A 26,476-nucleotide genomic window follows, 5' to 3' on the forward strand; every position below is an offset into this window, starting at 1 on the left:
TCTATGTGAAAGGAATTATGCTTGAATACAAGGGGAATAATACGATACAATACCGATTGTAGGTTTGTGCGTATGCTACATACTTAAATATGTGAAGATTATGCGGACATTAGAAAATTTTATTGAAAAATACTATATAGAAAGGGTTGTTGACAAAATGGCAAACGAATTTAAAGTTTGCGATGAATGTCAGGCCGTTAACTTAAAAACGTTAATTCCAAAATTAAAGGAAATCGATCCTGATGCAACCATCGAAATTGGCTGTCACTCTTATTGTGGCCCAGGTCGAAAAAAAACATTTACATTTGTAAATAGTCGCCCTGTTGCTGCATTAACGGAAGAAGAACTAATGGAAAAAGTTTTAGCTAAATTAAAAAATAAGTAATAAAAGACTATCTTCACACGGTTGAAGGTAGTTTTTGTTTGTTTTATGAAGATAATAACCTGTATGAAGTGGAAATTACGTTTAATTAGGTTGATAGTCTCTATAATTACAGTGTAATCTCTATGCTAGTTCTATCATGTTTGCATATAATAGAAGAAAGATGAAATGGAGGTGCTGTACAAATGACACATTATGCAAAGGCAAAATTACAAGAAGAAAAAGTATTTAAAGATCCTGTACATCGTTATGTACATGTACGAGATCAAGTTATTTGGGATTTAGTAGGAACAAGAGAATTTCAACGTTTGCGTAGAATTCGGCAACTAGGCACTACGTTTTTAGTATTCCACGGAGCAGAGCATAGTCGCTTTAGTCATTCACTTGGTGTTTATGAAATAGTGCGTCGCATTATCGATGATGTTTTTGTAGGTCGCCCTGATTGGGATGAAGACGAGCGACTGCTAGTGCTTTGTGCAGCCCTATTACATGATTTAGGACATGGTCCATTTTCACATGCATTTGAAAATGTGTTTGAGTTAGATCATGAATTTTACACAAGACAAATTTTGCTTGGGGATACGGAAGTACATGCAGTGCTAAAAAAAGTAGCACCCGATTTTCCTGAAAAAGTATCACAAGTAATTGAAAAAACATATCCGAACAAGCAAGTTATAAGCTTAATATCAAGTCAAATCGATGCGGATCGAATGGATTACTTACAACGTGACGCCTATTTTACAGGTGTAAGCTATGGTCATTTTGATATGGAACGTATATTACGTGTCATGCGTCCACGTAAAAATCAAGTAGTAATTAAAGCAACAGGCATGCATGCTGTAGAAGATTATATTATGAGTCGCTATCAAATGTACTTACAAATCTATTTCCATCCTGTATCGCGAAGTGCAGAAGTAATTTTGAATAATATTTTAAAGCGAGCAAAGCAATTAAGCTATGCAGGCTATAAGTTTAAGCATGAGCCCACACACTTTTTGGCATTTTTCCAAAATACTATTTCGTTGGAAGATTACCTTGCCCTAGATGAAAGTATTCTGTTTACATATTTTCAATTATGGATGCAAGAAGATGATGCGATATTAAGTGATTTAAGTCGCCGTTTTGTGAATCGTAAGCTATTCCAATACATTGATTTAGATCCAGGGGTAGAACTTGAAAAATATCAAAAGTTACAAGCATTATTTAAACAAGCAGACATCAACCCAGACTACTATCTTGTCCATGATACAACGGCAGATCTTCCTTACGATTTTTATCGACCAGGTGAGGAAGAAGTACGTGTCCCTATCTTTTTAGAAATGAAAAACGGAGAATTACGTGAATTATCACGCGAATCAATTATCGTGGATTCCATTTCAGGACGCATGAAACGAGATCATAAAGTATATTTTCCACTCGATATATTAGAGGACTCTAGTACACAAGCATCAGTGAAACAACAAATTTTAAAGTTATTACAAATACAATGAACACATCAAGTGTAAATCTATCTAATACAGATATATATAAACTGCTTATTTTATAAATATAATACAAAAGCACTAAACTCACTAGAAAACAGTGACGGTTTAGTGCTTTTTCTTATGCGTAATTACATATCTGATTATAAAAAGTGTCATTAATATAGGAATTGTTAATGAAAAAAATGGGAATGTTTAGAATTTGTTTAGAATCATTTTTTATAATGAATGAAAACTTAAAAGGGGGTGAGGCCATTCTATACAGCAGAAGGCGTCACACACCAGTTTTCGATACAAAAACGGTATGTGTACCGAGTGTATGAAGGGTTCTAATGTATCAATGAGACGACACGTTATTAGAGGGGAAGAGGGGCAAACCGAATGTTTGTAGCAAAGTTTTCGCATAGTGTGAAAGCTTATAATGTCGTCCGCAAACACTTTAAGGGATCTCTCTGAACTTAAAAAGGGAGAGAAACATGAAAAAATTAAATTTAGCAATCATTACATTATTGCTAGTGTTCCAAACGGTACTGTCGCCGATTTCCGTATTTGCGGAAGATACGGAGCCTGCTGTACCTCCAGCAGTTGAAGCCGGAAATGATGAAACTACTTCTAATTCGCCGGACACAGGCAATCCAGATGCAACGGTGCCGACACCTGGTGAAACAGACAATCCAGATGCAACAGTGCCGACACCTGGTGAAACAGGTAATCCAGATGCAACAGTGCCAACACCTGGGGAAGTTGATGGGACTGATGCTAATACGGGGGGCACGGACAATTCAACTGTGACACCACCGGATGAATCTGACAAAGTTGACGGAGCTGAAGGTGAAGAAAAGCCAAGTGGAGAGGCGACTGACGCAACGACACCGGAAATAGCACCTATGAACATAGCACCATTCGCGTTAACTGCTGGTGATATGCAAGGTAATGTAAGTGGTGTATCTGCGGGTATTCGACTAACTGGTCCAACAGGCGAGGTAATCGAGAACTCATCACAAATTCCAGCAGACGCTGCACCCAAAAAAGGTGACACAGTTTATTTAAACTATGTGTTTGAAGTGAAACCTACGCAAGGCTATGGTGTAGGTTCAACATTTACGTTTGATTTACCACAATATATGATTGAGCAAGTAGGTAACTCATTTTCAGGTTCGAAAACTACAGAATATGCTACTTATTCGTATAGCTATTCTGCTGGTAAAATACTCGTAACATTAGAGAGTGAGATTGAAGATGGCGTCGATGGAGAGATTGAATTTGATTTTATGGCCAAGTTTGGCAATTTCCAAGACGAGTCTAAACTTGAGCAAGAATTAGTAATGCCTGTGTTAGGCAAAGCGGATATTACGTTACCGTTCATATTTCAGCCTACGGGTAGTGGCGAACCAATCACTAAATCATCTGGTGCAATTACACGTGAAGCGGATGGCGCTGAAATTGATTGGACAGTCTGGGTCAACACAGAAGGTAAACCAATTGTTTCAGGTGCTACAGTAGACGATACGCCAGATGCCAATCATGCATTTATAGCAGGTAGTTTAGTAGTTGAGAAATATCCAATCGGTTTAAATGGTATTAACAAAAGTAATCCAGGAACGCCAGTAAGTTATAACAGTGGTTCAACAGCATTCCCTGTCAATTTGGATGCGGGAGGTTTTGCATACAAACTAACGTATAAAACGAAAGTTACAGCAGATCCAACAAGCTCCAATATGCAGTACAAGAACACTGCAGAATTCACGAATAATGGCGTTACTAAGGCAAGTCCAGGACAAGTAAATATCCCGTATGGACCAGCTTTACTAAAAACTATCACGTCGAATAATAAATACGAAGCATCTTGGGAAATTAAGTACAACTGGTTAGGAGAAGATCTTAGCAAAAAATCTTCCCAATCATTAACTGATACCATTCCAGCAAACAATAATGGGGCAAAGCACAATATACAATATGATGCTAATTTCCAAGTGTATCGTGTAACGTTAAATGATGATGGTCAAACAGCAGCGTCAGAAACACTGTTAACGGAAGATACAGATTATGCATTAAATGATGATACTGCGCAAGGATTTACTATTGATTTTTCTAAAGATGTTGCTGCTAATCCGCGTGCAGCTTATTTGATTAAGTATAATACAGAGTTTGATCAAGAATTTGTCACAGATGCAAATGCAGGAAGTATCACCAATACTGTAAAGCGTTTAGATGATGATAGTTCAAAATCAGATACTGTAAGCATTGTATCGAATATCTTTAGCAAAGAGCGTGGCGCAATTGACTATGTCAACAAAACAATTACATGGAAACTAACAATTAACGCTGAAAAACCATTAACAAACTTTATCATTGCAGATACTATTTCAACGAAAAATGCGAGCGGTAAAACGTTAAAGCATAAGTTAACATCGTGGGATGGTTCGAGTAAAATATTCCATGTTACAAATAGTAGTGCACCAACAATTAATAATGGGGGAGAAATCGGAGACGAAGCATTTACAATGACATTCGCATCGATCCCTTCAGGAACTGTAACAATTGAATACAAAACAAAGTTTGATATTGAATCAAACGGTGGCGTGGCACAAAGCTATGACAATGTAGCAGATGCTACGTGGGATGGTCAAACAAGTACAAATAATAAAGCACAAAAAAATGCTAGCTATAAACCATCCGCAACATCGCCTACAGGTAAAAATGGTTATAAAGACAATGCAATTGTCGATAATAGCAAACAAGAATTTTCTTGGAAAATTGGTATTAACATCAATAAGCAAAATATCGAAGGTGCCGTACTAATAGATACATTAGGTACAGGACACCATATTATTGTGCCAGATGGTCAAAGTTTAAAAGATGCTATTACTGTAAATCTTTTAAAATTAGGTGTGAACGATGAAAGAGGCACAAAAGATGCGCCATTAGATCCTACTAAATGGGATGTGAAATCTGTTACACAAGATGCCCAAGGCAATGTAACAAGTTATGAACTGACATTTACAGGGTTAACGGCTGCAGAAAATAATGAAGCGTACTTGATAGAGTACAAATCAAAAGATTCAGATGATGTTTACGGAAATGGAAGTACAGATGCTCGAAAATATACGAATAGTGCCGTTTTAGATACTCCTGATAATGGTAAATATTCGTATGATGCAATCGCAACGATTACAGATAAAGCGAACAAGTTAATTACTAAGACAGCTATTCCACAACCAACATCAGATACGATTGAATGGACAGTAACGATTAACGAATCTAACTCAAAGTTAGGTAATATTACGTTAACGGATACGCCTTCAGCTAACCAAAAGCTATTAACAAACACATTTACAAAGCAAGAAATTAAGTTAAATGCCACAGGAAAATCACAAAACGTTGGTACACTAATTACGATTAGTCCTAGCGATATTCAAGTACAGCCAGATGGTACCTTTACATTAGATTTAGGAAATGTCGATGGTAAGGGCTATATTATTAAATACAAAACGTACTTTATGGGTGACCCGAATGAGGGTGAAAATGTATCTAATAATGCATCCATTAACTATGCAGGTGCTACTTCCGCAGGTACATCCGCTACAGGTGGAGATAAGAAGTTATTTAAGTACAGTACATCTGATACAAATGCTTCAGCTAAAAAGGGTACGTTTAAAATTAAGAAACAAGGTGTAAATCCGAATACAGGTGCAACAACAACACTTGATGGCGTAGGATTTAAGTTATTAAACCGTGATGGAACCATTACCTTAGCAGAAGGGTCGACAGTTGATGGTGAACTGACATTCGAAAATTTACGCTACGGTATTTATAAACTAGAAGAAACAAAACCGACAGGCTATAAAGAGGTTTTACCAGTTGAAGTAAGGTTTAATGATAGCAACAACTTCGAGGTTACAAAGAAGCCTTATACAATTGTTAACGTTGAAGATATTGCACCACCAGCAAATGCGTGTAAAGAATTTGAATTAACAATTAAAGATCTAGATGGTTCTGCTATAGCTGATCAAAATGTAACATTAAAAGATGCAAACGGTACAGTGAAATACACGGGTGCAACTACTAATGGTGTTGTAAAAGTGCCGAACACTTTATTAGCAGGACAATACGATGTTTATGATGCAAATGATACAAAAATTGGAAATGTAACTGTGAAATATACAGATGGCTGTAAAGATGAAATTGCGCCAATACCAGCTTGTCCAGCATTTACAATTACATTAAATGAGAAAAAAGCTGGAGTTGATGTACCTCGTGCAGGAGTAACTGTCACGTTGAAAGATTCAACGGGTAGCGAAATTGTAGCTGTAACAACTGATAAAGATGGTAAGTTTACAGTTCCGTCAATTCAAGATGTAAATGGTGTTAAAGCAGGAGAATACTATTTATATGAGGGCAATCAATTTTTAAGTAAAGTTAATATCTCATACAAAGGGAATTGTGAAACTGCGATTACACAAGCACCAAAATGTGAAACGTTTAAACTAACTGTTAAGGATGTTGATGGCAACTTAGTTGCAGACGGTACTTCTGTAACAGTGAAAGATACAGATGATAAAATTGTTGCGACAAAACCGACAACGAATGGTGTGCTGGAATTAACAAATCTGCAACCAGGTATTTATAAAGTTGAAGTCAATGGCAAAGAAAATGGTAGCTTCCAATCGAATGTTGACTGTGAAGCAACAGTGCAACCAGCACCTTCTTGTCCAATCTTTACATTAACGGTGAAAGATGAAAATGGTAATGTTCGCCCGAATGTAAGTAATATTATGATTAAAGATAAAAATGGCGCAACAATTGCTTCAAACAAAACAACAGATGCATTAGGTCAAGTGACGATGCCATCTCAAGATATTCCTTCTGGGGACTATAGCGTGTATCAAGGCGACCTATTTATTGGTCAAATTACAGTTCAATATTCCGTTAATTGTCATGCGGAAATTGTAGCAGCACCTACATGTCCTTCGTTTACATTGACTGTACAAACTGCATTTGGTACGCCGCTTGCAAATGCGACAGTCACTGTGAAAGATGTGAAAGGAAATACGATTAAAGATGCGAATGGTAACGACAAGTTAACAACGACTGTTGCTGGAACAATTGTTTTACCAGATAAAGCAATTCAACAAGGAACGTATAATGTATACGAAGGAAGTCGTTTAATTGGCTCATTCGTTGTAAAAGATACATGTTCTGCACTTGTAAAACCGTCATTACCAGGTGATAACGGTGGAGGCGGTGGCGGTGGTTCAACACCACCAGAACCAGGTAAACCGGTGGAACCAAATAAACCAACACCAGAACCAGGCAAACCGGTAGATCCGAACAAGCCAACACCAGAACCAGGCAAGCCGGTGGATCCGAACAAGCCGACACCAGAACCAGGCAAGCCGGTGGATCCGAACAAGCCAACACCAGAACCAGGCAAGCCGGTGAATCCGAACAAGCCAACACCAGATCCAGAACAACCGGTGAATCCTGAAAATCCATCAACAAATACAGAAGAGCCAAGTAATCCAACGAATCCATCAACAGATTCAAAAGATCCAACAGCTCCTGGAAAAACAGAAACGTCTAAACCATCTGTACAAGATGTGATTGATCAAGGGAAAAACTTGCCGTCAATCAATCCTTCTACTGCAAATAAAGATACGCTAGATGCGTATAAAGATTTCATCAACAACTATAATCAATTATCAAAAGCGGAGCAGGAAGAAATTGCAAAATCACTTGATATTGATAAAATCAAAGCAGATGCAAAACGTTTAGAAACACAATTACAGGCACAAGGTAAGTTGCCTCAAACAGATGGAGCCAACCAAACAGCTCTTACACTAACGGGTGTAGCGCTTGTTTTAGGCGCATTGTTCTTCTTGCGTCGTCGTAAGGCAGAAATGAAATAATGTATAAAATAACCCCCCATGACCATTCAGTCTTGGGGGGGTTCCTATACTAAAAAGCTTCTGATAGCTTGGCAGGTGCATCGTTTAAAGGATATTGCTCCACGAAATCTGCATGGATAGCCAGGCGTTTTGTGCCATTATCTGCACATGTAATAAGGGTTAAAATAGTTTGATTTGGGATATCGTCAATGACATATACATCTGTTGCTGCAATCACTTTTTTAGTTGTTAATTTGTACTCATAAATAGTTGTTAAATCCGTTACGTAAATCGCATCACCAATATTTGCATTATACAATGGACTAAATAATATATCTTTATTTTCAAAATAATGACCTGCTAAGGCGTAATTACCTTGCCCCAACGTTTGGTTTGCTTTCATCGTGCCTGCGCCAACAGCAAGGGAGGCATTCCCGACGCCTTTAATTATAGGAAGAGATAGCTCTACAGTCGGTATGGCAATACTGCCGATGACCGGTAAGTTATCCAGCTGTGTCTGTGCTTTTAAAACTTCAGCTATAGACAGGGATTGAACATCTTCAAATGCAAAATCTGCTGTCGCTTGATTGTTCTTTTCGATATCTTCAGCACTGTAATCGGTCGTATTCAATTGTTGACTTAAGTGCGCAATAACTGCATTTTGAATAGGATTAATAAAAATAAGTAGTAGACCGATTATCAATAAACAAATAAGTACTGCTATTTTAAACTTGTTCATATGGTAAGGTCACCTCCTTATATGAAAGAATCGCGGGTAGCAACGTGATTGATTTGGTTAAAAAAATGGGTAGAGCGGACTGTTGCTCTACCCGAATTATAGTTATTTATCGCTGAAGCGGACGCCTGCCACACCATAATGGTTTTTGGACATTTCCTCAATGAAAACTGTTACGTTTTCAACGGGTGCGTTTACTGTACGTGAAACGGCTTCTGTTACTTCTTTTACTAGTGCGCGTTTTTGCTCCTCGGTACGGCCTTCAATCATTTTTACTGTTACATATGGCATAATAGTGCCTCCTTTTAGAATTATGTTGTATAGTTAGTTTATAAGAAATTATAAACTTCTTACTTATGCTCAAAAGCGCAAGAATATGCTTTACTTTATAATAGCAGAATGGAGGGAATTAAAGTATGGCAAATGAAGAGAAACCAAAACAAAAAATGGGCTTTACCATTATAAAAAATGACCCGACAGACGGCCATAAAGGATTTGGTATTGGTTCGCTTTCACTTGAAAACGTGTCACCAGTCATTATTGATATAGAGGAAGGTAAAGCTTCAGTTGAAATTGGGGCGATGCATGCACGTAGCGATGTAGAAAGGGGCATTAAATTTACGACAGATCGTGCTGATTCAGAAGGTGGGAAGCCTTACTGGTTGGTTTGGGTAACGATTGACCATAAAGCGGATGGACCTTACTATGCTGGTGTAACAGCTTGTGAAATGGTAGTAAATCGTGAAAAACGCCGTGGATATAAAATTTTGGCAGATCACGTTAATAAAATGGATAAGTCGATGAAACGACAAATTATTGTAGACCATATGGATGAAGCGTCTAAAAAAGTATTAGCTTCTTTCCTAGAGGAGCTGAATCCAGAGCTGTGGATGCGCAGTGAGGAGCAATTACGTCAAGACTTATTTGTATAATAGAACTACAATGATTGAACAATCTGTGACATTTTGCAATCGCTTTCGATATAAGGTTGAAAGTAGATATGAAAAAAAGTACACTTGATTCAGAGCTTACATTTTAGTAAGCTAGGACACTTGGTCCCAGAATGTGATGAGTGCTATGCGGCATTTGAACAACCCAAACCCAAGCCAAATGCCCCATGATTCTCATCCTTTCCAGGACCAAAAATAAGAAAAGCTTTCTGTTCCCACGGACACGTCTCCGGGGAAGAGAAAGCTTTTCTTTTTCGCTTTATGTCTATAGCCTTTGTCGAGAGCTTTCATTAAATAAAACGATGATGACCCACTAAAGGTTGCGCATTATTGTTTATTATTGAAGAACGGTAGCATATTCCAAAATTCTCCCCACGTATTGCTATCCAGAATATCAAAGTTTGTACATTTTTCACTAGGTACATCTTTCGTTTCTAAATATACAAGACGTTGTTTAGGGCAGGCATCTGTTGCAAGCTTTCCTGTTTCAATATCAATTACTACTCCTTTAACGCCTTTTGGTTTTGTGAAATCTTCGTTTTTAGTCCCTTTATTGACGCTTTCCATAAAGTCGATCCAAATTTGCTTTGTTGCAGCTGAATCTTCTTTCGAAGTAAGGTTTTTACCTTGGTCGTAGCCGTTCCAAACACCCGCTGTTAGATTTGGTGTAAAGCCGATCAGCCACTGATCACTATTGGTAGAACCAGATTTTGCGGCATACGTATGGGTCATACGTGAACGAATACTAATCCCTGTAGCAGGTGAATAATCACTAAATACTGGATCGAAAATACCAGTCATCATTTCTGTTAGTATATAGGTATTTTCTTTTGACAGCACCGTTTCATTTTGTTTTTCAACGTTTTTATTATCGTAAATAACTTCTCCATTGGCATTTTTAATGGAGATAATCGTTGTCGGCACGGTTTTTTGTCCTTGTGACGCTAAAATATTATAAGCGTTGGTCATATCGTACAGTGTCGTTTCCATCGTTCCAAGAGCAAGTGATAGATTGTCTTTAGAGCCTATGTTTACGCCAAAACGGTCTGCTATATTATGAAATGCCTTAAATCCTATATCCTCTAACGTTTTAACTGCATAAATATTATCAGAAATTGCAATTGCCTGAGCCATTGTCATGTCATGGTCTGCAAATTCACCGTTGACGTTTTTAGGAGAGTAAGTGCTGCGTCCATTATCAATAGTGAACGTAGTTTGTCCGACATCTAAAAACGTTAAAGGCGTATAACCATTTTCTAACGCTGCGGCATATAAAACAGGCTTAATTGTTGACCCTGGTTGACGTTTAGCTTGTGTCACACGGTTAAAAGAGCTTGCTGCATAATCTTTCCCTCCAACAAGCGCTGTAACAGCTCCTGTTTTCGATTGCATACTGACAAATCCTGTTTGCAAATCATTAGCTGGCATATTTTTAGCTACAGCTTCTTCTGCTGCTTTTTGATGACCTAGGTTAAGCGTTGTTTGAATGGTCCAACCGCCTTCGCTAATATCCAGATTTTTTGCTTTTAAAATTTCACTTGCTTCTTGCCAAGCTACATCTAAGAAATAAGGTGCCACGGATTTAGCGGCAACCCACATATCATTCTTTAAGACAAGTTGCTCTTCTTGTGCACGCGTTTTCTCTTCTTGTGTTATCGCGCCTTGATCTGCCATCAGTTTTAAAATGACGTGCTGGCGATTTGTTGCCTTTTCAAGATTGGCAATGGGTGAGTAAATACTTGGTCCTTTCGGTACACCTGCCAGCATGGATGCCTCCGCTAACGTCAAGTCTTTTGCTGATTTTCCGTAATAATAGCGACTTGCAGCTTCTACGCCATACATACCATGTCCGTAGTAAACCGTGTTCAAATAACCTTCTAATATTTCGTCTTTATTATAAAAAACTTCTAATCTATAAGCATACAATGCCTCGTTTGCTTTTCGAGTCCATGATTTTTCATGGGATAAATATAAATTTCGAGCATATTGTTGGGTGATTGTACTTGCACCTTGCACCTTACTACCAGCCTTAATATCAACTAATAACGCACCGGCAATACGAGAAAAGTCAAAACCGCTATGTTTGTAGAAATCTTTATCTTCTACAGCGACGGCTGCTTTTACTAAATAGGGTGACATCTCATCAAGACTTACCCAATAGCGACGTTCATTTGTAAAATGGTCTCCAATTTGGTTCTCGTTTTCATCTAAGAAAATAGAGGCTTTTGGTACAGTTAAAGGCGGTGCACCAGCCACTTGAACATAGACGCGTAGTGCAATAAATGCTACTACTATTGCAGATGCAAAGGCGACAAAAAGTGTAAGCGTTTTGCGTGTACGCTTTATACGCTTTTGCTTACGTTGATAGCTTTTTCTTTTCATCCGACTTCACCTCGATTTCTAACAACTTGCGTTTAGTATGTGTCTGAATATTCTTCTTTAATCGGAATTGTAAGCAAAAACTATTGCACTTTATTCAAAAACATCTATACTTTTTTTGTACTGATATGAAACGCTAGCTTTCGACAACAACATTGCACTTTGTAGATTTTAAATGAATTTTGCTAGACGTTCCAATAATGTATACGAGGATTTACTAAGTGAGGTTTCATTACAAACCTGTAAGTCCTTTTGGTGTAATGACTATAACAACTGAATTATAGGAAGTTCAGAGATTAATGGAGGCTAGATATGAGATTTGATGAAGCTTATTCAGGAAATGTTTTTATAAAAAGTCATCCTACTTATGAGGATGCGCAGGCAGTTATTTACGGCATGCCGATGGACTGGACAGTAAGTTACCGTCCAGGTTCACGTTTTGGTCCACAACGTATTCGTGAAGTGTCGATTGGCCTAGAAGAGTATAGCCCATATTTAGATCGCGAATTAGAAGAGGTCAAGTATTTTGATGCTGGGGATATTCCATTACCATTCGGCAATGCCCAACGTTCTTTAGATGAAATTGAGAAATTCATTGTGAAGTTATTAGAAGATGGCAAAATTCCTGTCGGTATGGGCGGCGAGCATTTAGTGTCTTGGCCTGTAATGAAGGCAGTGTCTGCAAAGTACGATGACTTAGCCATTATTCATTTTGATGCACATACAGATTTACGTGTGGAATATGAAGGAGAGCCACTTTCCCATTCAACACCGATTCGTAAAATTGCTGAGCATATTGGACCGAAAAATGTCTATTCATTTGGTATTCGTTCAGGTATGAAGGAAGAATTTGAATGGGCGAAAGAAAACGGTATGCACATTTCAAAATTTGAAGTGTTAGAACCGTTAAAAGAAGTGTTACCAACATTAGCAGGCCGCAATGTATACGTGACAATTGATATCGACGTACTAGATCCAGCGCATGCACCTGGTACAGGTACTGTAGATTGTGGGGGCATTACGTCGAAAGAGTTATTAGCTTCTATTCATGCAATTGCTGCAAGTGGCGTCAATGTAGTAGGCTTTGACTTAGTTGAAGTAGCACCAATCTATGACACATCAGAAATGACAGCTAATACGGCAAGTAAATTATTAAGAGAAATGATTTTAGGCTGGGTAAAATAATACAGGCTTTGTATAGGTTGTTATAAGGTTGTTTGAATGGGGTTAGCGAAGAGCTAACCCCATTTTCTATGTTAAAATGCGCACGTTGCTAATCTCATGACTGCATCGCACAGCCGTTAAAGGTATAGTCCTTTATGAAAAAAATCAATTTTAATCTACCTTCCTATCTATAAATGTGTTAACTTAATTATTATTAAGGTTAACTCAAATTGAAGAAGTTAGAATGGGAGGAATAGGAGGATGCGAAAGTTTTCTACATATGATCTTGCTCAGATTTCATTACTAGCTTGTCTTATCATCGTTACAGGCATGTTTAAGATTCCAACAGGTATTCCTGGGTCTGAGTTTCAATTATCAGCACCGATTGCCGTTGCGATTGCCGCAGTATTTGGATTTAAGCGATATTTTCTTGCGGGAATCATTGCAAGTCTAATCTTATTTTTACTAGGTATACACTCCATCTTAAATGTTGAAATTTCAATGATTTTCCGATTGACTGTTGGCCTAATCATTGTTTTATTAGGAACTTCAATTCCGGTACTAGTTGTGGCAGGACCGATTGGAACAATGGTTGCTAGACTTGGTTTGGCCTTTACATTAGGAACTCCGTTTTTGCCACTATTCGTTTTGGCCATTCCAGGGATGGTCATTACGGCTGTCAGTGTTTATCCAATAACGAAAATGTTACATGCAATTAATAAGAAAGTAGCAGGTGATCATCATGTCAGAAACGTGTTATAGCATTCGAATGCGTGCAGCTGAAAAAAATCTCGAAGGAGAAAAGCATATATCTGGTGGGGAACGGATAGGGAGTGAATGTCAAATAGAGCCAATTGTAAAACAGTTATTGAACAAAGCAAGAAATCATTCGCGCGGAGATGCTGACTTTATTCAAATTACCGTAGAAAAATTTACGGGTGATCAGATACTGTATATGCCACCGTTAGAAATAACGACAATTGATGAGAGTTCAATTGAAAGGGCACATAAAGAAGCTAGGAGTATATTAACCTCAGTAGGTGTTTCCAAGCAGGCACAAAATGTTGCTTTTCATCTACTTGCTAGTAATCAAAATCTTCGTGGGGCTATCCTCCTTCATAGTCAAACTGGCTTGCGACTTGACAATCGCGGACTGAAAGGCGTTCGTGTATCACGAATCGATTGGCAAGACGCTAATGTGGGTTTCAATGAGCGTGTTCGTGAAGCGCTAGCTCTGGCAACGAAAGTGGCAAATTCTCCGTATACCATCGCAGAATTATGTTGGTCAGATGATCCAGAATACGTTACTGGCTATGTAAGCAATCATGAGATTGGTTATGTCAGAATTACACCTTTAAAAAGGGAAGGCTGTGAAAGTGGCGGACGTATTTTTTTTGTGTCAGATGAAGTTGAGCTAGAATCATATATACACTATTTAGAAAGAGAACCTATTCTCATTAGGGGGCATTAAAAATGAATGATCGCTTTCGAAGGGAACTACAAGTAATAGAAGAGCAAGGATTGACAAGGAAGTTACGTTTGTTTTCAACTGGAAATGAAAGCGAGGTAGTGATGAATGGTAAGAAATTTTTGCTATTTTCATCGAATAACTACTTAGGCCTTGCAACAGATAGTCGTTTGAAAAAGAAAGCAACTGAAGGTATTAGTAAATACGGTACAGGGGCTGGAGGTTCTCGACTTACAACTGGAAATTTCGACATTCATGAACAGCTAGAATCTGAAATTGCAGATTTTAAAAAGACTGAAGCGGCCATTGTATTCAGCAGTGGGTATTTAGCGAACGTTGGTGTGATTTCGAGTGTGATGAAAACAGGAGATACTATCTTTTCTGATGCTTGGAATCACGCGAGTATTATAGACGGTTGTCGATTAAGTAAAGCCAAAACCATTGTTTATGAACATGCGGATATGGCGGATTTAGAGCGTAAATTAAGGCAATCATATGGGGATGGAAAGAAGTTAATCGTAACGGATGGCGTTTTTAGTATGGATGGTGATATTGCGCCACTTCCAAAGATAGTTGAGCTAGCCAAAGAATACAAAGCGTACATAATGATTGATGATGCCCATGCAACAGGTGTTCTTGGCAAGGGTGGTCGTGGTACGGCTGATTATTTTGGTTTGAAAGAGGAGATTGATTTTACAGTAGGCACGTTAAGTAAAGCAATTGGTGCAGAGGGTGGATTTGTATCGACGTCATCCATTGCTAAGAACTATTTATTAAATAACGCCCGATCTTTTATTTTCCAAACAGCTTTATCGCCAAGTGCGATTGAAGCAGCGCGAGAAGGGATTTCCATTATACAGAATGAGCCCGAGCGGAGAAAGCAATTGCTGAAAAATGCCCAGTATTTACGTTTGAAATTAGAGGAATCTGGTTTTGTAATAAAAGAAGGGGAAACACCTATTATTTCTCTTATCATTGGTGTTTCTCATGAAGCTATGCAGTTTTCTGCGAAACTAATGGATGAAGGTGTCTTTATTCCAGCGATTCGACCACCAACAGTGCCGAAAGGGTCAAGTCGGTTGCGTATAACAGTAATGGCTACACATACAATAGAGCAGCTCGATATGGTCATTAGTAAAATTAAGAAAATAGGAAAAGAAATGGGTATTGTATAAAAAGCATTAACATCGAGTTTTAGAGGAATTGTAAATGATGTTTAGGGAGAGTTTTTAGTAGGGGTAGGGTGCTAAATTTAAAAACATTGATGCATCTATGTTTTATTAGTATTTCACGTTAATGCAACAATTCCATATTAGGCACGGTGAAATAAAAATAGAGTAGCTATATGTGCTACTCTATCTTTTCACTTTCATCCATAAATAATACAGCTTTACTTAATCGCTAACTTAGATTCCATTAAGCGATATGTACCACTTCCATAAAGTTCTACTTTCATATGCGTGTTATACTCTACAGGAGCATATTTCAAAGCTTTAAAAGTGCCCATACTTGAAATTTCAACGACACTAGGATCCAATCTAGTAGCTTTCGTAGAATGTGTTTTACCATAAAAAGAACCATATAAAAAAGCATCATAAGAATAATTCCCTACTTTACCCGAACCCCACAAAAAACTACCTGTCAAAACATGGCCAAAATCAAATCCAGCTGTATTCTTTACCTCTGTTCTAAAAGTCTTTCTTTGTTGTACTGAAAATGGCGAAATACTAGAACCCGGTTCTTCGACTTGAAACGAAAGACTTATAGGTTCCTTCTGAAAACTCAAACTACCATACAAAGTTATATTTGTTTCACCATGTTCTAATCTAGTATTCACTTGATTTCTTAAAATCTCTAATACCACATTTATTTCTTCTATTTGGCAGGCGTTAATACCTGAGTTTCTTCTTCTGCCGCTATTGCAGTTACATTGAACGATTCAAATGACAGTGACACAAAGACGACAACAGCTAACAAAAAGCTGAAATAGAACTTTCTCACTCTCAATCTCCTCCATTTCTATGAAACTATGTTATGATATATTATTAATAATGTGAATATTCAGTTTATTGAGATAGGAAGGGGCTTCTTCAAATGTATACAGTCATCCTAACATTTATTTTCACAACTATTACAGTGTTGATTCTCAATTATACTTTTCAAAAACTTATTGTGAATCCCTATAAATTTACGATAAAACAACTGTTTTTAGTTCCTTTAATAATATCTACAGTCATCACACTCTTGTTTATCGTTATATAATGCTCAATTTAACATTGCTAGACTTTACTAATAACATTGTCACAACCAGTAAAATAGCAAAGCTACTACTCTAGCCCAATGTATTGCTTCTAGCATGTAAGTACTGCACATTTTAGACAGTGCATTTCAAACAAAATAATGGCTATGAAATCTTTTAGCCGAAGTAATTTCCCGTTAAACTTTTTAGATAATGATATTTTTCAGCCATGCCATTTAAAGTGTGTGTTCGGGTATCTTGTTGCCTTAACGTCAGGTATTGGCGTGCGCTAAGTAAGACTGCTTGAAGAAAGTCATATTCATTGCAAACTCCTTTGGTGATTTCCCCCCGACCATGTTTTGAGGAAAAAACAACCAAAGGGCTTGGTTTCGTCAGAATTTTTTCTAAAGTCCATTGAATGTCATTCAATGATGTAGCAGTTTCACCAAATCCATCATGTAAGTAATCAATGACCATCGTTAAAAACCCTGGCCATATTAAATCACAATCGTCCCAATCAAACAACGACGTAATTTGAACATCGTCTATTTCTACAATAATGGCACCATGTAAAAAATGACCTTTACTTTTCGTTAGATTTTTTGCAAGAATTTGTAGCGCATCGTTACTTTGAATGCTAGTAAATTCCTGTTGAAGCTGTTCTATCGTATGGGAATAAAGACTTTTTGTTTCGATGGCAATGAATGTATCAATTTTTATCATATAGTTCACCTATATGTGAGTAGCGTTGTTTATTAAATCAAAATCACTTGTTGCAGTGTTTGCTAGTGTGATACTACTACTCATAGGAGTAAGTACTATTGAAAAACATAAGTAGAAAGTTAAAATATAAGCTATTTTTTTCAAAACAAATTACCTCCTGTTTATACTTACTAAACATTCTTTTAAATGATAATTTGTTATAACAAATTTACTTATACTCGAGTTACTTAAAAAATATCATAATTAAAACTATTATTTCAATTATTTTGCGATAAATAATTTGAAAATTCGAAAAAGAGCATGTTTTGATGCTGTTTCTTATTAATTACATAGCACTAACCTTTAAGTTCTGCAATTGCTTCTAATTCAATTAAGCAGCCATGGCTTAATTCTTTAATGGGGATAATGGCGCGGGCAGGCTTATGACTACCGAAAAATTGTGCATAAGCTTCATTTACGTCCGCCCATAAATCAGCAGATGTTATATAAACGCGACACATCACAACAGCCTCCTTCGTAAGACCGCTTGCTTGAAGCACGACTTCCATCTTTTGAAGAGCCATGAATGTTTCAGCGTGAATGCCACCAATTGCAGGTTTGCCTGTAGCTGGATCGACTGAAGTTTGCCCCGATATATATAAATTCCCGTTACTAATCATGCCTGGTGTATAATGCCCGATTGGCTCTTGTTCTATCAAAACTTTCTTCATAATAAGTTCCTCCTTATAAACGTTGTAATTGATTTAGCCCAATATTGCCACCTGAAATAAGGAAGCAAACATGGTCGTTTTTCGTAATCGGTAAAGTGCCTTGAAGAGCTGCTCCTATACCGATGGCAGAAGAGGGTTCAGCTAATATTTTGCCTTCTAGTAGCAATGTCTTCATCCCGTTAAGTATGGAAGCCTCGTCTACACGCACAATGTCATCAACTAATTTTTCCACAATCGGGAAGTTTCGCTCACCGGGTTGTAAAGTTAATAGGGCATCAGCCAATGATTTTTGTTCTGCTAACTGCAATCTTTTACCAACTTGAATACTTTTGGAATAGCGTGGGACGACTGCTGGTTCAACACCGATGATTTTGATATGTGGTGCTAAAGATTTTACCGCAGTCGCGACACCACTTAGCAGACCACCACCGCCAATAGGAACAACAATTGCACTGACCTGAGAGAACTGTTCTAAAATTTCCAATGCTACTGTCCCTTGCCCTGCCATAATATCGTAATCATCATAAGGATGCACAATGGCATAACCATGTTCTACGCTTAGGGCTTCAGTCACTTGATGTCTTTCGGCAAGCGTACATTGTACAATGCGTGCACCAAGGGCTCGTATGCCTTCGACTTTGATAGGTGGCGCTGAATCGGGTAAAACGATGGTTGCTGGAATATTTAATAGTTGAGCCGCGAAAGCAACGCCTTTGCCATGATTACCAGAGGAAGCTGCAACAACGCCGTGTTGTAATTGTGCAACTGGCATTGACAGCAGTTTGTTAAGAGCCCCACGCAATTTAAAAGAGTTCGTTTTTTGCATATTTTCGGCTTTTATCGAAACGTTGCAATGTAATAATTCATCGAGTCCTTGCAAGCGAATAACAGGTGTTTCATAAATATAAGGCGCGACTTTCAGTTTGGCAGCTTGGATTTTTTCAAGCGTTAGCATAAAGTATACCTCATTTCTTTAAACAATTTGAAAATTCCGAAAGAATAATATAAATGTAGTATTAGAGTTAATATCTGTCAATGTTTGCTAGCATAGCACATAAAAAGAAACTGCAAGACGTTTGCAAATATCGCAAAAGTTTCGCAGTTTCTTGTATAGAGAACCTAACATTAGCATCCTTTATGAAATTCACTATTGTTGGCATGTACTACTTGATTGCCACCTAAAGCTTTCACTTCTGTAGTAACCTGTGTGGCAATAATGGCAAGTTCATCAAAGTCTACAGCGTTATCGGGACTTGAACTAATACCAATAGAAACCGTCAATGGCGTAGTTTGCCTGTCATTAATTTTAAAAGAGTGATGTGCAATTACATGTCTTAGTTTTTCAGCATGATAGAGGGCGATAGCAGGTGGGGCATCTTTTAAAATAATATAAAACTCCTCACCAGCAACACGTGCGGCCATTCCGTTTTTCGTTTCAATATAATGATGAATAATAGTAGCGAGTTGCTTAATAATCCCATCGCCAGCTAAATGGCCATACTTAATATTTATATCTTTCATATTGTCGACATCAAAATGAAGTACAGAAAAATTGTCCGTTTCTAGTACCATTTCTTGTGCAAATGATCGTATCGCCAAATTATTTGGTAGCTGTGTTAAATAGTCCTTTTCCTTAAGTCGATAAATGAGCTGTACTTTTTCACTGGTCGCTTGTAAACGTTTAATCACTGTGAAAATTGTAAAAAATGTAAAAAGAGCGTAGGCGATGAATCCTACAATGGTCTCTATTTTCAGTATAGGTGGCAAGCAGATTGCTAGTACGAGCATTACAATAATTTCTGCCATGACACTAAAAAAATAAGTTGTTAAAGTGTGAAGTGTAATAGGCTTTTTACAAGCGACAAGGGCAAGAATAATCGAAAGAACGATTAAATTAATGTTTGATAAACTTGATATGGACAATAAAGATTGTGTAGGAATGATATAGAGACTTCCTACACCCATGATTGCACCGCTTATAATAATTGACCATGGACCACCAATCAGTCCGCTGTAAAGTAGCGGTACAATATGAATGTTTATAAGCGTCCCTTGTAAAAAACGTAACGATATAGCACTTAATACAAGGCCTGTCATACCAAAAATAATGCCGACTAAAATTGGTTTAAAATCTTTGATAAATGATTTTCTTCGAGTCGGATGAGTAAATGGCCAATACGTTAAAATAATTAAAGTAAAGGTAATACAAAAGCTGACATAAATATGAAGTAACATCTATTAATAGTAGTTCCTTTCTCGAACATATATAGATAATAGTAAATCTTTTCACTTTCTGTGCCAATGCTTGAAAACAATACGCACTTGTATCTTGAAAAAAAGCGGACATTTATCCTATAATAAAAAGGTTATAGTAAAAAGATTAAAAGGGAGCGTCCATGAAGGTGAACGAAGAAAAATCGCAGGTGAACATTAAGCTCATTTCGACGATTCGTCCGATTGATGGGGAGTCCGAAACCTTGGAAATGTGGTTGGATGGGCAGCTAATCAATAAAGCTGATTCCCTATATTTAAAATATGAAGAGATGCAGGATGACAAAACGATCCGCACGACGATGAAGTTAGACACGGAACGGGCACTTATTATGCGCGCTGGAGCAGTAAAAATGCGCTTACCACTCAATATTTTTGAACAACAAATTGGCCATTATGAAAGTGAATTAGGTTCGATGCCACTCGTAACACAAACAAAAAACATGCTATTTACTAGACATGAAATGCGCGGAGAGTTTCATGTGCAATACGATTTATTAATGGGTGGACAAAACGTTGGCAATTATACATTAGACATTACATTTACGGAGGTACAATGATGAACGCAGTAGAACAAGTACAACAAGCCATTAAAACGGCAATTGCGCAGGCTGTTGACAAAGCAGGCTTAGTCGAAGCTGGCACAGAGTTAACGATTCACCTTGAAACACCAAAAGACAAAGCAAACGGTGATTATGCAACAAATATTGCCATGCAATTAACGAAATTAGCGAAAAAGCCACCGCGTGCAATTGCAGAGGCAATTTTAGAAAACCTTGAAACAGCAGGAACTGATATCGAAAAAATCGACATCGCAGGTCCTGGTTTTATGAATATAACGGTTCGTAAAGATTTCTTAACAGGTGTTGTAACAGCTATCCTTGAACAAGGTGCTGATTATGGTCGTTCAAACGCAGGAGCTGGTGAAAAAGTGCAAGTTGAATTTGTTTCAGCAAATCCAACTGGCGACCTACACTTAGGTCATGCACGTGGAGCATCTGTAGGGGATTCATTGTGTAATGTTTTAGATATGGCTGGTTATGCTGTATCTCGTGAGTACTATATTAACGATGCTGGTAATCAAATTAATAACTTGGCTTATTCACTGGAAGCGCGCTATAAGCAAGCATTAGGCCTTACTGCTGATATGCCTGAAGATGGCTATCATGGTCAAGATATTATCGACATTGCAGGTAAATTAGCGAGCGAGCATGGCGATTCGATTTTATCAAAACCGGATGAAGAACGTTTTGCATTTTTCCGTCAACATGGTCTTGCTTTAGAATTAGATAAATTAAAAACGGACTTAGCGAACTTCCGCGTGAATTTTGATGTGTGGTATTCTGAAACATCATTATATGACAACGGCAAAATCGAAGTAGCATTAGATAAATTAAAAGCGAATGGTCATGTATTTGAAGAGGACGGTGCGACTTGGTTCCGTTCAACAACATTCGGTGACGATAAAGACCGTGTCCTAATTAAAAACGATGGCTCTTTCACATATCTGACACCAGATATTGCTTACCATGAGGATAAAATTGTTCGTGGTTTCGATAAACTAATTAACATTTGGGGAGCAGACCACCACGGTTATATTCCACGTATGAAAGCGGCTATTCAAGCACTTGGCTATGACCGTGACACACTAGAAGTGGAAATTATCCAAATGGTGCAGTTATACAAAAACGGCGAGAAATTCAAAATGTCCAAACGTACAGGGAATGCTGTAACGATGCGTGAGCTGGTGGAAGAGGTTGGTCTAGATGCTGTGCGTTACTTCTTTGTGAAAACAGCTGGTGATTCACATATGGACTTTGACCTTGACTTAGCGGTTTCACAATCAAATGAAAACCCAGTGTACTATGCACAATATGCACATGCGCGTATTTCTTCTATTTTACGTTCAGCGACAGAACAAGGCTTCGCTACTTCAACAGCAAATTTAAGCCTGTTAACTGCTGAAAAAGAGATTGATTTATTGAAAAAAATTGGTGATTTCCCGAAAGTAGTGGCGGATGCTGCAAAACACCGTACACCACACCGTATCGCTAACTATATTCAAGAAACAGCAGCTGCATTCCATAGCTTCTATAACGCTGAAAAAGTGTTAGATGCATCGAATAAAGAGCTAACAGAAGCGCGTTTAGCACTGATTACAGCTGTTCGTACAACGATTGCCAACGCACTACGTCTAATTGGCGTATCTGCACCAGAAAAAATGTAATGTAAATGATTATCACCTCGACACAATTGCGTGTCGGGGTTTTTCTGTTTTTACGAACAAAATTGTTTGAGAATTGTTTGAGTGACTGGCACCGTTTTTCTGTCTTTTGTGTGCTTATTTTTCTGTTTATTTCTAATTTTCTGTTGAAGTTGACGTTAACGTTAATGATATACTGATGAAAAATTGTGAAGGGGGAGTTGGCTTTGAAAACGATTCAGGAAGTAGCGAAGCAATTTAATGTTTCTACACGTACGATTCGTTATTACGAGGAGCTGGGGCTACTAAGTCCACATCGATCTTCTACGAATCAACGAACCTTTTCCAAAAAGGAAATGGCGAAGCTCAAGCTTATTTTTAGAGGAAAGCGTTATGGTTTCTCATTGGAAGAAATCAAGGAGATGGTATTGCTCTTTGATTTTGATCGTTCAGGGATTCAACAATTGGAACGGACTGTGGCATACGGAAATCAAAAAATACAAGAAATTGAGAGTAAAATAGCTGAGCTTACACAAATGAAAAATGAATTACAGCAATTACATGGCATGTTTAGCGAAAAATTATTGACTTTAAAGGGAGAGATGCACGATGAATAGTTCAAATTTGTTAGCGCGAAATGCCCGAAAGTACCCTATGAAAGAAGCTGTTGTTTGTCATGGGAAAAGCGTGAATTACCGCGAATTAGATGAGCAAGTGACGCGACTCGGTCATGCTTTGATGGAACATGGTGTTCGCCAAAATGATAAAGTAATTATTTTTATGCCTAATGTTGTAGAGTTTGTTGTTAGTTATTTTGCGATTCAGCGTATAGGCGCTATTGTCGTTCCTGTAAATGCCAAATTTACATTGCAGGAGGTTGAGTATGTTGCACAGCATGCTGAGGCTAAAGCCATTTTAGTGCATGAAGCTATATTTGCTGCCGTCGAGCATATCCACGTTGTGCCTTTAAAGATTAAGACGGGTCATATGGAGGCAGGGTGGCTTCATTATGAGACGTTAATACAATATGCAAGTACACAAACAATGGATTGCCAGCTAAATGAAGAGGATGCCTCAACGATTTTATATACTTCAGGCACAACAGGAAAACCAAAGGGCGTGCTATTTAGCTATCGCAATATATTGACAGTAGCACAGATGATTGCCGTTGAAATGGAAGTAAAGCCTGCAAGTCGTATTCTTCTTATGATGCCGTTAACGCATTCAGCCCCATTACATTTATTTTTAATGGCAGGCGTCCTTGTTGGCTCCACAAATGTATTAACGCCAACCTTTACACCAGATTTATTACTAGACATGGTAGAACAAGAAAAGACGACGCATTTTTTCGGGGCACCAGTCGCTTACTTATTAACTGCTCAAACAAAGAGACTGCAAACGGCAGATTTATCTTCAATGAAATGGTGGGTTTATGGAGGGGCCCCATTATCAAAAAATGAAATTCGTCATATACAAAAAGCTTTTCGAACAGAAAATCTAACATGTGTTTATGGTTTAACAGAGGCTGGGCCAAGTGGTTCTTTAATGTTCGGGCAAGAGCATGGAACGAAGGCAGGGAGTATTGGTCAACGTGCCCCACTCGGTACGGAGCTACGCATTATTAACGATAGTGGCGAAGAAGTTGGTGTGAATGAGGTCGGGGAGATTGTGTTATTTGGTGAAGGCAACATGATGGGCTATTACAAAGATGAAATCGCTACAAAGGCAGCGTTTGTAGATAGTTGGTTGAAAACGGGAGATTTAGCGCGGAAAGATGAAGACGGCTTTGTTTGGATTGTTGATCGAAAAAAAGATGTGATTATTTCGGGCGGTGTCAATATATATCCGAAAGAGATTGAAGATTTGCTTTTAAGCTATGACGGCATATTTGAGGTGGCTGTTATCGGAGTTCCCCATCCGCAGTGGGGCGAAACGGTAAAGGCTGTGTATGCTACAAAAATAGAGATTGATGAGAACACACTTAAAGCGTATTTAGAGGAGCATCTAGCAAAATATAAAATTCCACGTCTATTTGAACGCGTGGAAGCGCTTCCGCGAAATGCTTCCGGAAAAATTCTTAAACAATCATTGAAGGAACAAGGGGTGAGATAACTATGAAAGTGCTACAAAAGGATGCAAGACAGACCACTAATTTTTTCACAGAGGATGAGACGCTCCATAAACTATTAGACATGATGCTAGATAAAGAGTTACTCGTCTATGCTAAGCGAGAATTAACGGATTTTGGTGGGCTTTGTGCAGGTGCTATTGACGTAAGGGCGAAGCATACAGATCGAGAGGGCGAACCTCGATTGCAACGCTATAATGCATATGGTGAGGAAGTTTCGCAAGTTTGGGTCAATGAAGGCTACAAAAAAACCGTTGAAGAAACATACAACACGGGGATTGTAGGCTATGTGCATAAGAACATTCCACAGTTAGGGAGGAAGGGGAATTATGTCTATAGCTTTGCGCAAGGCTATTTACTATCTCATGCGGAGCCGGGCTTCTATTGCCCCGTCACGTTAACGATGGCAACAGCTTATTTGCTGGATCATTATGCAAGTGATGAGCTGAAGCAACGATTTTTACCACATGTTTGTGCAACAGGGGATACAGAGTTATATGAGGGAGCAACATTTTTAACAGAGCGGCAAGGTGGTTCGGATGTTGGTGCAAATATTGTAAAGGCTAGACAAGATGGACAGCATTATCTTATGTACGGAGAAAAATATTTTGCATCGAATGTAGGAATGTGTGGTGTGGCAATGGTTTTAGCACGCATTGAGGGCGCATCTACAGGCTCGAAAGGTTTAACATTATTTGCGGTCCCTTGGCGTCTAGACAATGGTAAGATAAACAACCTTCGCATTCGTCGTTTAAAAGATAAGCTCGGTGTGAGAGCAGTGCCATCAGGTGAGGTGGAGTTTGATGGTTCTTTAGCATATGTCGTTGGAGAACCGAACAAAGGAATCTATTATATGCTAGAGGCGCTTAATTTATCTAGAATTTGCAATGCAGTGGCTTCTATCGGTATTATGCGTCGCGGATTTTTAGAGGCGAAGCATTATGTGACTAATCGGAATGCATTCGGGCAACCTTTAATACAATATCCTATGATTCAAGATACATTAGGGAAATATGCGGCGAAGGTCCATGTAGAAGTGGCTACTGTTTTTGACCTTATTCAATTGTATGACAAGGTAACAAGTGGTCAGGGCGATGAGCAGGATATGGTTCTTAATCGCTTGAATATCGCCATTATGAAGAAAGAAACGGCTGAACAAGCGGTACATTATGCAAGCGAAGCGATTGAATTACATGGGGGAAATGGCTTTATTGAAGATTTTGTTACGCCTCGTTTGCTAAGAGATGCGCAAGTACTTACGGTGTGGGAAGGTACAGCGAATATTTTAGCATTAGAGCTTATTCGCTTAGTCGATAAATATTTTGCCCATGAATTATTTGTACGAGTAATGCACGAGCGGTTGACTAAATTAGCAAATGGCTCATTAGTACAAATTGTGGAAGAGCAGCTAGTGAAATTAGAAGGTACATTACAAACATTTAGTCGTCTGGATGAAGCGACTAAATCATACGAAGCAAAGGGAGTAGCCGAAAAAATGGCTCATCTCTATGAAAGTGTAGTAGCAGTCGAATGGGCAGCTAAATTTGGCGGCAAATACGAAAAGCTAGCAGATATATATTTAGAAAATACATGGGCATTGCGTGAAATTGGTGCACCCATGAAAACGGTCCAGTATTTTTCAGATATTATGTAGGGGAATAAGCCTTTTAATAAGTTATCAGACGGTAGATAAACTCAAATTTTTGTGAGTTTATCTACCGTCTTTAGGGTGTCAGGCACGCACACAATTTTTG

The 26,476-nt window shown here is 38.2% G+C and carries 22 protein-coding genes; 13 read left to right on the top strand and 9 right to left on the bottom strand.

The features are described 5' to 3' along the window. The first annotated feature begins 157 nt into the window (after window positions 1–157). The 3 genes from MHH88_RS02625 to MHH88_RS02635 all read left to right on the top strand — a co-directional run bounded on the left by MHH88_RS02625 (window position 158) and on the right by MHH88_RS02635 (window position 7,772). A complete protein-coding gene (locus tag MHH88_RS02625) occupies window positions 158–385 on the top strand; it encodes a DUF1450 domain-containing protein (protein ID WP_024362844.1) in 228 nt (75 codons plus the stop codon). Window positions 386–567: 182 nt separating this feature from the next. Further along, window positions 568–1,872: an HD domain-containing protein gene (locus MHH88_RS02630; RefSeq protein WP_339261427.1), complete on the top strand. Its 1,305-nt coding sequence runs from the start codon at window positions 568–570 to the stop codon at window positions 1,870–1,872. Window positions 1,873–2,339: 467 nt separating this feature from the next. Beyond that, window positions 2,340–7,772, top strand: coding sequence for a collagen binding domain-containing protein (locus MHH88_RS02635; protein WP_339261428.1), 5,433 nt, complete (start codon window positions 2,340–2,342; stop codon window positions 7,770–7,772). A 49-nt stretch (window positions 7,773–7,821) separates the two neighbouring features. On the opposite strand, the gene MHH88_RS02640 is transcribed toward MHH88_RS02635, so the two are convergent. Both MHH88_RS02640 and MHH88_RS02645 read right to left on the bottom strand, forming a co-directional pair. Next, window positions 7,822–8,490: a class A sortase gene (locus tag MHH88_RS02640; protein WP_069512863.1), complete on the bottom strand. Its 669-nt coding sequence runs from the start codon at window positions 8,488–8,490 to the stop codon at window positions 7,822–7,824. A 102-nt stretch (window positions 8,491–8,592) separates the two neighbouring features. Beyond that, entirely contained in the window at window positions 8,593–8,778 is a 186-nt protein-coding gene (locus tag MHH88_RS02645; RefSeq protein ID WP_024362848.1) for a 2-hydroxymuconate tautomerase, read from the bottom strand. Between the two features lie 125 nt (window positions 8,779–8,903). On the opposite strand from MHH88_RS02645, the gene MHH88_RS02650 reads away from it, so the two are divergent. Next, on the top strand, window positions 8,904–9,419 hold the full coding sequence (locus tag MHH88_RS02650) for a YwhD family protein (RefSeq protein WP_024362849.1): 516 nt from the start codon (window positions 8,904–8,906) through the stop codon (window positions 9,417–9,419). 345 nt (window positions 9,420–9,764) lie between these two features. On the opposite strand, the gene MHH88_RS02655 is transcribed toward MHH88_RS02650, so the two are convergent. Next, window positions 9,765–11,819, bottom strand: coding sequence for a PBP1A family penicillin-binding protein (locus MHH88_RS02655; protein WP_069512862.1), 2,055 nt, complete (start codon window positions 11,817–11,819; stop codon window positions 9,765–9,767). A 309-nt stretch (window positions 11,820–12,128) separates the two neighbouring features. Here MHH88_RS02655 and speB point away from each other — a divergent pair, with 309 nt between their 5' ends. The 4 genes from speB to bioF all read left to right on the top strand — a co-directional run bounded on the left by speB (window position 12,129) and on the right by bioF (window position 15,623). Beyond that, complete coding sequence (gene speB / locus MHH88_RS02660; RefSeq protein WP_069512861.1) at window positions 12,129–13,001, top strand: agmatinase; 873 nt, start codon at window positions 12,129–12,131, stop codon at window positions 12,999–13,001. Between the two features lie 240 nt (window positions 13,002–13,241). Continuing rightward, window positions 13,242–13,742 (top strand): hypothetical protein, encoded by a 501-nt coding sequence (locus MHH88_RS02665; RefSeq protein ID WP_069512857.1) that lies wholly within the window; start codon window positions 13,242–13,244, stop codon window positions 13,740–13,742. Beyond that, complete coding sequence (bioW, locus tag MHH88_RS02670) at window positions 13,723–14,451, top strand: 6-carboxyhexanoate--CoA ligase (protein WP_339261432.1); 729 nt, start codon at window positions 13,723–13,725, stop codon at window positions 14,449–14,451. The genes MHH88_RS02665 and bioW overlap by 20 nt, the downstream gene beginning before the upstream one ends. A 2-nt stretch (window positions 14,452–14,453) precedes the next feature. Then, window positions 14,454–15,623 (top strand): 8-amino-7-oxononanoate synthase, encoded by a 1,170-nt coding sequence (gene bioF / locus MHH88_RS02675; protein WP_339261433.1) that lies wholly within the window; start codon window positions 14,454–14,456, stop codon window positions 15,621–15,623. A 215-nt stretch (window positions 15,624–15,838) separates the two neighbouring features. On the opposite strand, the gene MHH88_RS02680 is transcribed toward bioF, so the two are convergent. The 6 genes from MHH88_RS02680 to MHH88_RS02705 all read right to left on the bottom strand — a co-directional run bounded on the left by MHH88_RS02680 (window position 15,839) and on the right by MHH88_RS02705 (window position 20,355). After that, complete coding sequence (locus MHH88_RS02680; protein ID WP_339261435.1) at window positions 15,839–16,312, bottom strand: hypothetical protein; 474 nt, start codon at window positions 16,310–16,312, stop codon at window positions 15,839–15,841. A gap of 11 nt (window positions 16,313–16,323) precedes the next feature. After that, window positions 16,324–16,449, bottom strand: a complete 126-nt coding sequence (locus tag MHH88_RS02685) for a hypothetical protein (protein WP_339261437.1) — start codon at window positions 16,447–16,449, stop codon at window positions 16,324–16,326. Between the two features lie 415 nt (window positions 16,450–16,864). Continuing rightward, window positions 16,865–17,410 (bottom strand): hypothetical protein, encoded by a 546-nt coding sequence (locus MHH88_RS02690; RefSeq protein ID WP_339261439.1) that lies wholly within the window; start codon window positions 17,408–17,410, stop codon window positions 16,865–16,867. A 335-nt stretch (window positions 17,411–17,745) separates the two neighbouring features. Further along, a complete protein-coding gene (locus MHH88_RS02695) occupies window positions 17,746–18,120 on the bottom strand; it encodes a RidA family protein (RefSeq protein ID WP_103977462.1) in 375 nt (124 codons plus the stop codon). A gap of 13 nt (window positions 18,121–18,133) precedes the next feature. Further along, window positions 18,134–19,075 carry a threonine/serine dehydratase gene (locus MHH88_RS02700; RefSeq protein WP_339261441.1) on the bottom strand — a complete coding sequence of 314 codons (942 nt, stop codon included), beginning with the start codon at window positions 19,073–19,075 and terminating at the stop codon, window positions 18,134–18,136. Between the two features lie 170 nt (window positions 19,076–19,245). Then, entirely contained in the window at window positions 19,246–20,355 is a 1,110-nt protein-coding gene (locus MHH88_RS02705) for a diguanylate cyclase (RefSeq protein ID WP_339261443.1), read from the bottom strand. Between the two features lie 167 nt (window positions 20,356–20,522). Here MHH88_RS02705 and MHH88_RS02710 point away from each other — a divergent pair, with 167 nt between their 5' ends. The 5 genes from MHH88_RS02710 to MHH88_RS02730 all read left to right on the top strand — a co-directional run bounded on the left by MHH88_RS02710 (window position 20,523) and on the right by MHH88_RS02730 (window position 26,376). Continuing rightward, window positions 20,523–20,951: a DUF1934 domain-containing protein gene (locus MHH88_RS02710; protein ID WP_339261445.1), complete on the top strand. Its 429-nt coding sequence runs from the start codon at window positions 20,523–20,525 to the stop codon at window positions 20,949–20,951. Further along, window positions 20,951–22,618, top strand: coding sequence for an arginine--tRNA ligase (argS, locus tag MHH88_RS02715; RefSeq protein WP_339262979.1), 1,668 nt, complete (start codon window positions 20,951–20,953; stop codon window positions 22,616–22,618). Before MHH88_RS02710 ends, argS begins: the two co-directional genes overlap by 1 nt. Window positions 22,619–22,821: 203 nt before the next feature. Beyond that, the gene (locus MHH88_RS02720; RefSeq protein ID WP_025218575.1) at window positions 22,822–23,211 is read left to right on the top strand and encodes a MerR family DNA-binding transcriptional regulator; all 390 of its coding nucleotides are present in this window, start codon (window positions 22,822–22,824) and stop codon (window positions 23,209–23,211) included. Further along, a complete protein-coding gene (locus tag MHH88_RS02725) occupies window positions 23,204–24,706 on the top strand; it encodes a long-chain-fatty-acid--CoA ligase (protein WP_339261448.1) in 1,503 nt (500 codons plus the stop codon). The genes MHH88_RS02720 and MHH88_RS02725 overlap by 8 nt, the downstream gene beginning before the upstream one ends. 2 nt (window positions 24,707–24,708) lie before the next feature. Then, complete coding sequence (locus MHH88_RS02730; RefSeq protein ID WP_339261450.1) at window positions 24,709–26,376, top strand: acyl-CoA dehydrogenase family protein; 1,668 nt, start codon at window positions 24,709–24,711, stop codon at window positions 26,374–26,376. Window positions 26,377–26,476: the final 100 nt, after the last annotated feature.

The sequence above is a fragment of the Lysinibacillus sp. FSL K6-3209 genome, from assembly GCF_037976175.1.
In the GTDB taxonomy this organism is placed as follows: Bacteria; Bacillota; Bacilli; order Bacillales_A; family Planococcaceae; genus Lysinibacillus; species Lysinibacillus sphaericus_D.

Coding starts and splice junctions, on each gene's coding strand:
- MHH88_RS02705 (WP_339261443.1), bottom strand. CDS start 20,355: ATGTTACTTCATATTTATGTCAGCTTTTGTATTACCTTTACTTTAATT.
- MHH88_RS02625 (WP_024362844.1), top strand. CDS start 158: ATGGCAAACGAATTTAAAGTTTGCGATGAATGTCAGGCCGTTAACTTA.
- bioF (WP_339261433.1), top strand. CDS start 14,454: ATGAATGATCGCTTTCGAAGGGAACTACAAGTAATAGAAGAGCAAGGA.
- MHH88_RS02645 (WP_024362848.1), bottom strand. CDS start 8,778: ATGCCATATGTAACAGTAAAAATGATTGAAGGCCGTACCGAGGAGCAA.
- MHH88_RS02650 (WP_024362849.1), top strand. CDS start 8,904: ATGGCAAATGAAGAGAAACCAAAACAAAAAATGGGCTTTACCATTATA.
- speB (WP_069512861.1), top strand. CDS start 12,129: ATGAGATTTGATGAAGCTTATTCAGGAAATGTTTTTATAAAAAGTCAT.
- MHH88_RS02655 (WP_069512862.1), bottom strand. CDS start 11,819: ATGAAAAGAAAAAGCTATCAACGTAAGCAAAAGCGTATAAAGCGTACA.
- MHH88_RS02640 (WP_069512863.1), bottom strand. CDS start 8,490: ATGAACAAGTTTAAAATAGCAGTACTTATTTGTTTATTGATAATCGGT.
- MHH88_RS02730 (WP_339261450.1), top strand. CDS start 24,709: ATGAAAGTGCTACAAAAGGATGCAAGACAGACCACTAATTTTTTCACA.
- MHH88_RS02725 (WP_339261448.1), top strand. CDS start 23,204: ATGAATAGTTCAAATTTGTTAGCGCGAAATGCCCGAAAGTACCCTATG.
- argS (WP_339262979.1), top strand. CDS start 20,951: ATGAACGCAGTAGAACAAGTACAACAAGCCATTAAAACGGCAATTGCG.
- MHH88_RS02695 (WP_103977462.1), bottom strand. CDS start 18,120: ATGAAGAAAGTTTTGATAGAACAAGAGCCAATCGGGCATTATACACCA.
- MHH88_RS02630 (WP_339261427.1), top strand. CDS start 568: ATGACACATTATGCAAAGGCAAAATTACAAGAAGAAAAAGTATTTAAA.
- MHH88_RS02635 (WP_339261428.1), top strand. CDS start 2,340: ATGAAAAAATTAAATTTAGCAATCATTACATTATTGCTAGTGTTCCAA.
- bioW (WP_339261432.1), top strand. CDS start 13,723: ATGTCAGAAACGTGTTATAGCATTCGAATGCGTGCAGCTGAAAAAAAT.
- MHH88_RS02690 (WP_339261439.1), bottom strand. CDS start 17,410: ATGATAAAAATTGATACATTCATTGCCATCGAAACAAAAAGTCTTTAT.
- MHH88_RS02700 (WP_339261441.1), bottom strand. CDS start 19,075: ATGCTAACGCTTGAAAAAATCCAAGCTGCCAAACTGAAAGTCGCGCCT.
- MHH88_RS02665 (WP_069512857.1), top strand. CDS start 13,242: ATGCGAAAGTTTTCTACATATGATCTTGCTCAGATTTCATTACTAGCT.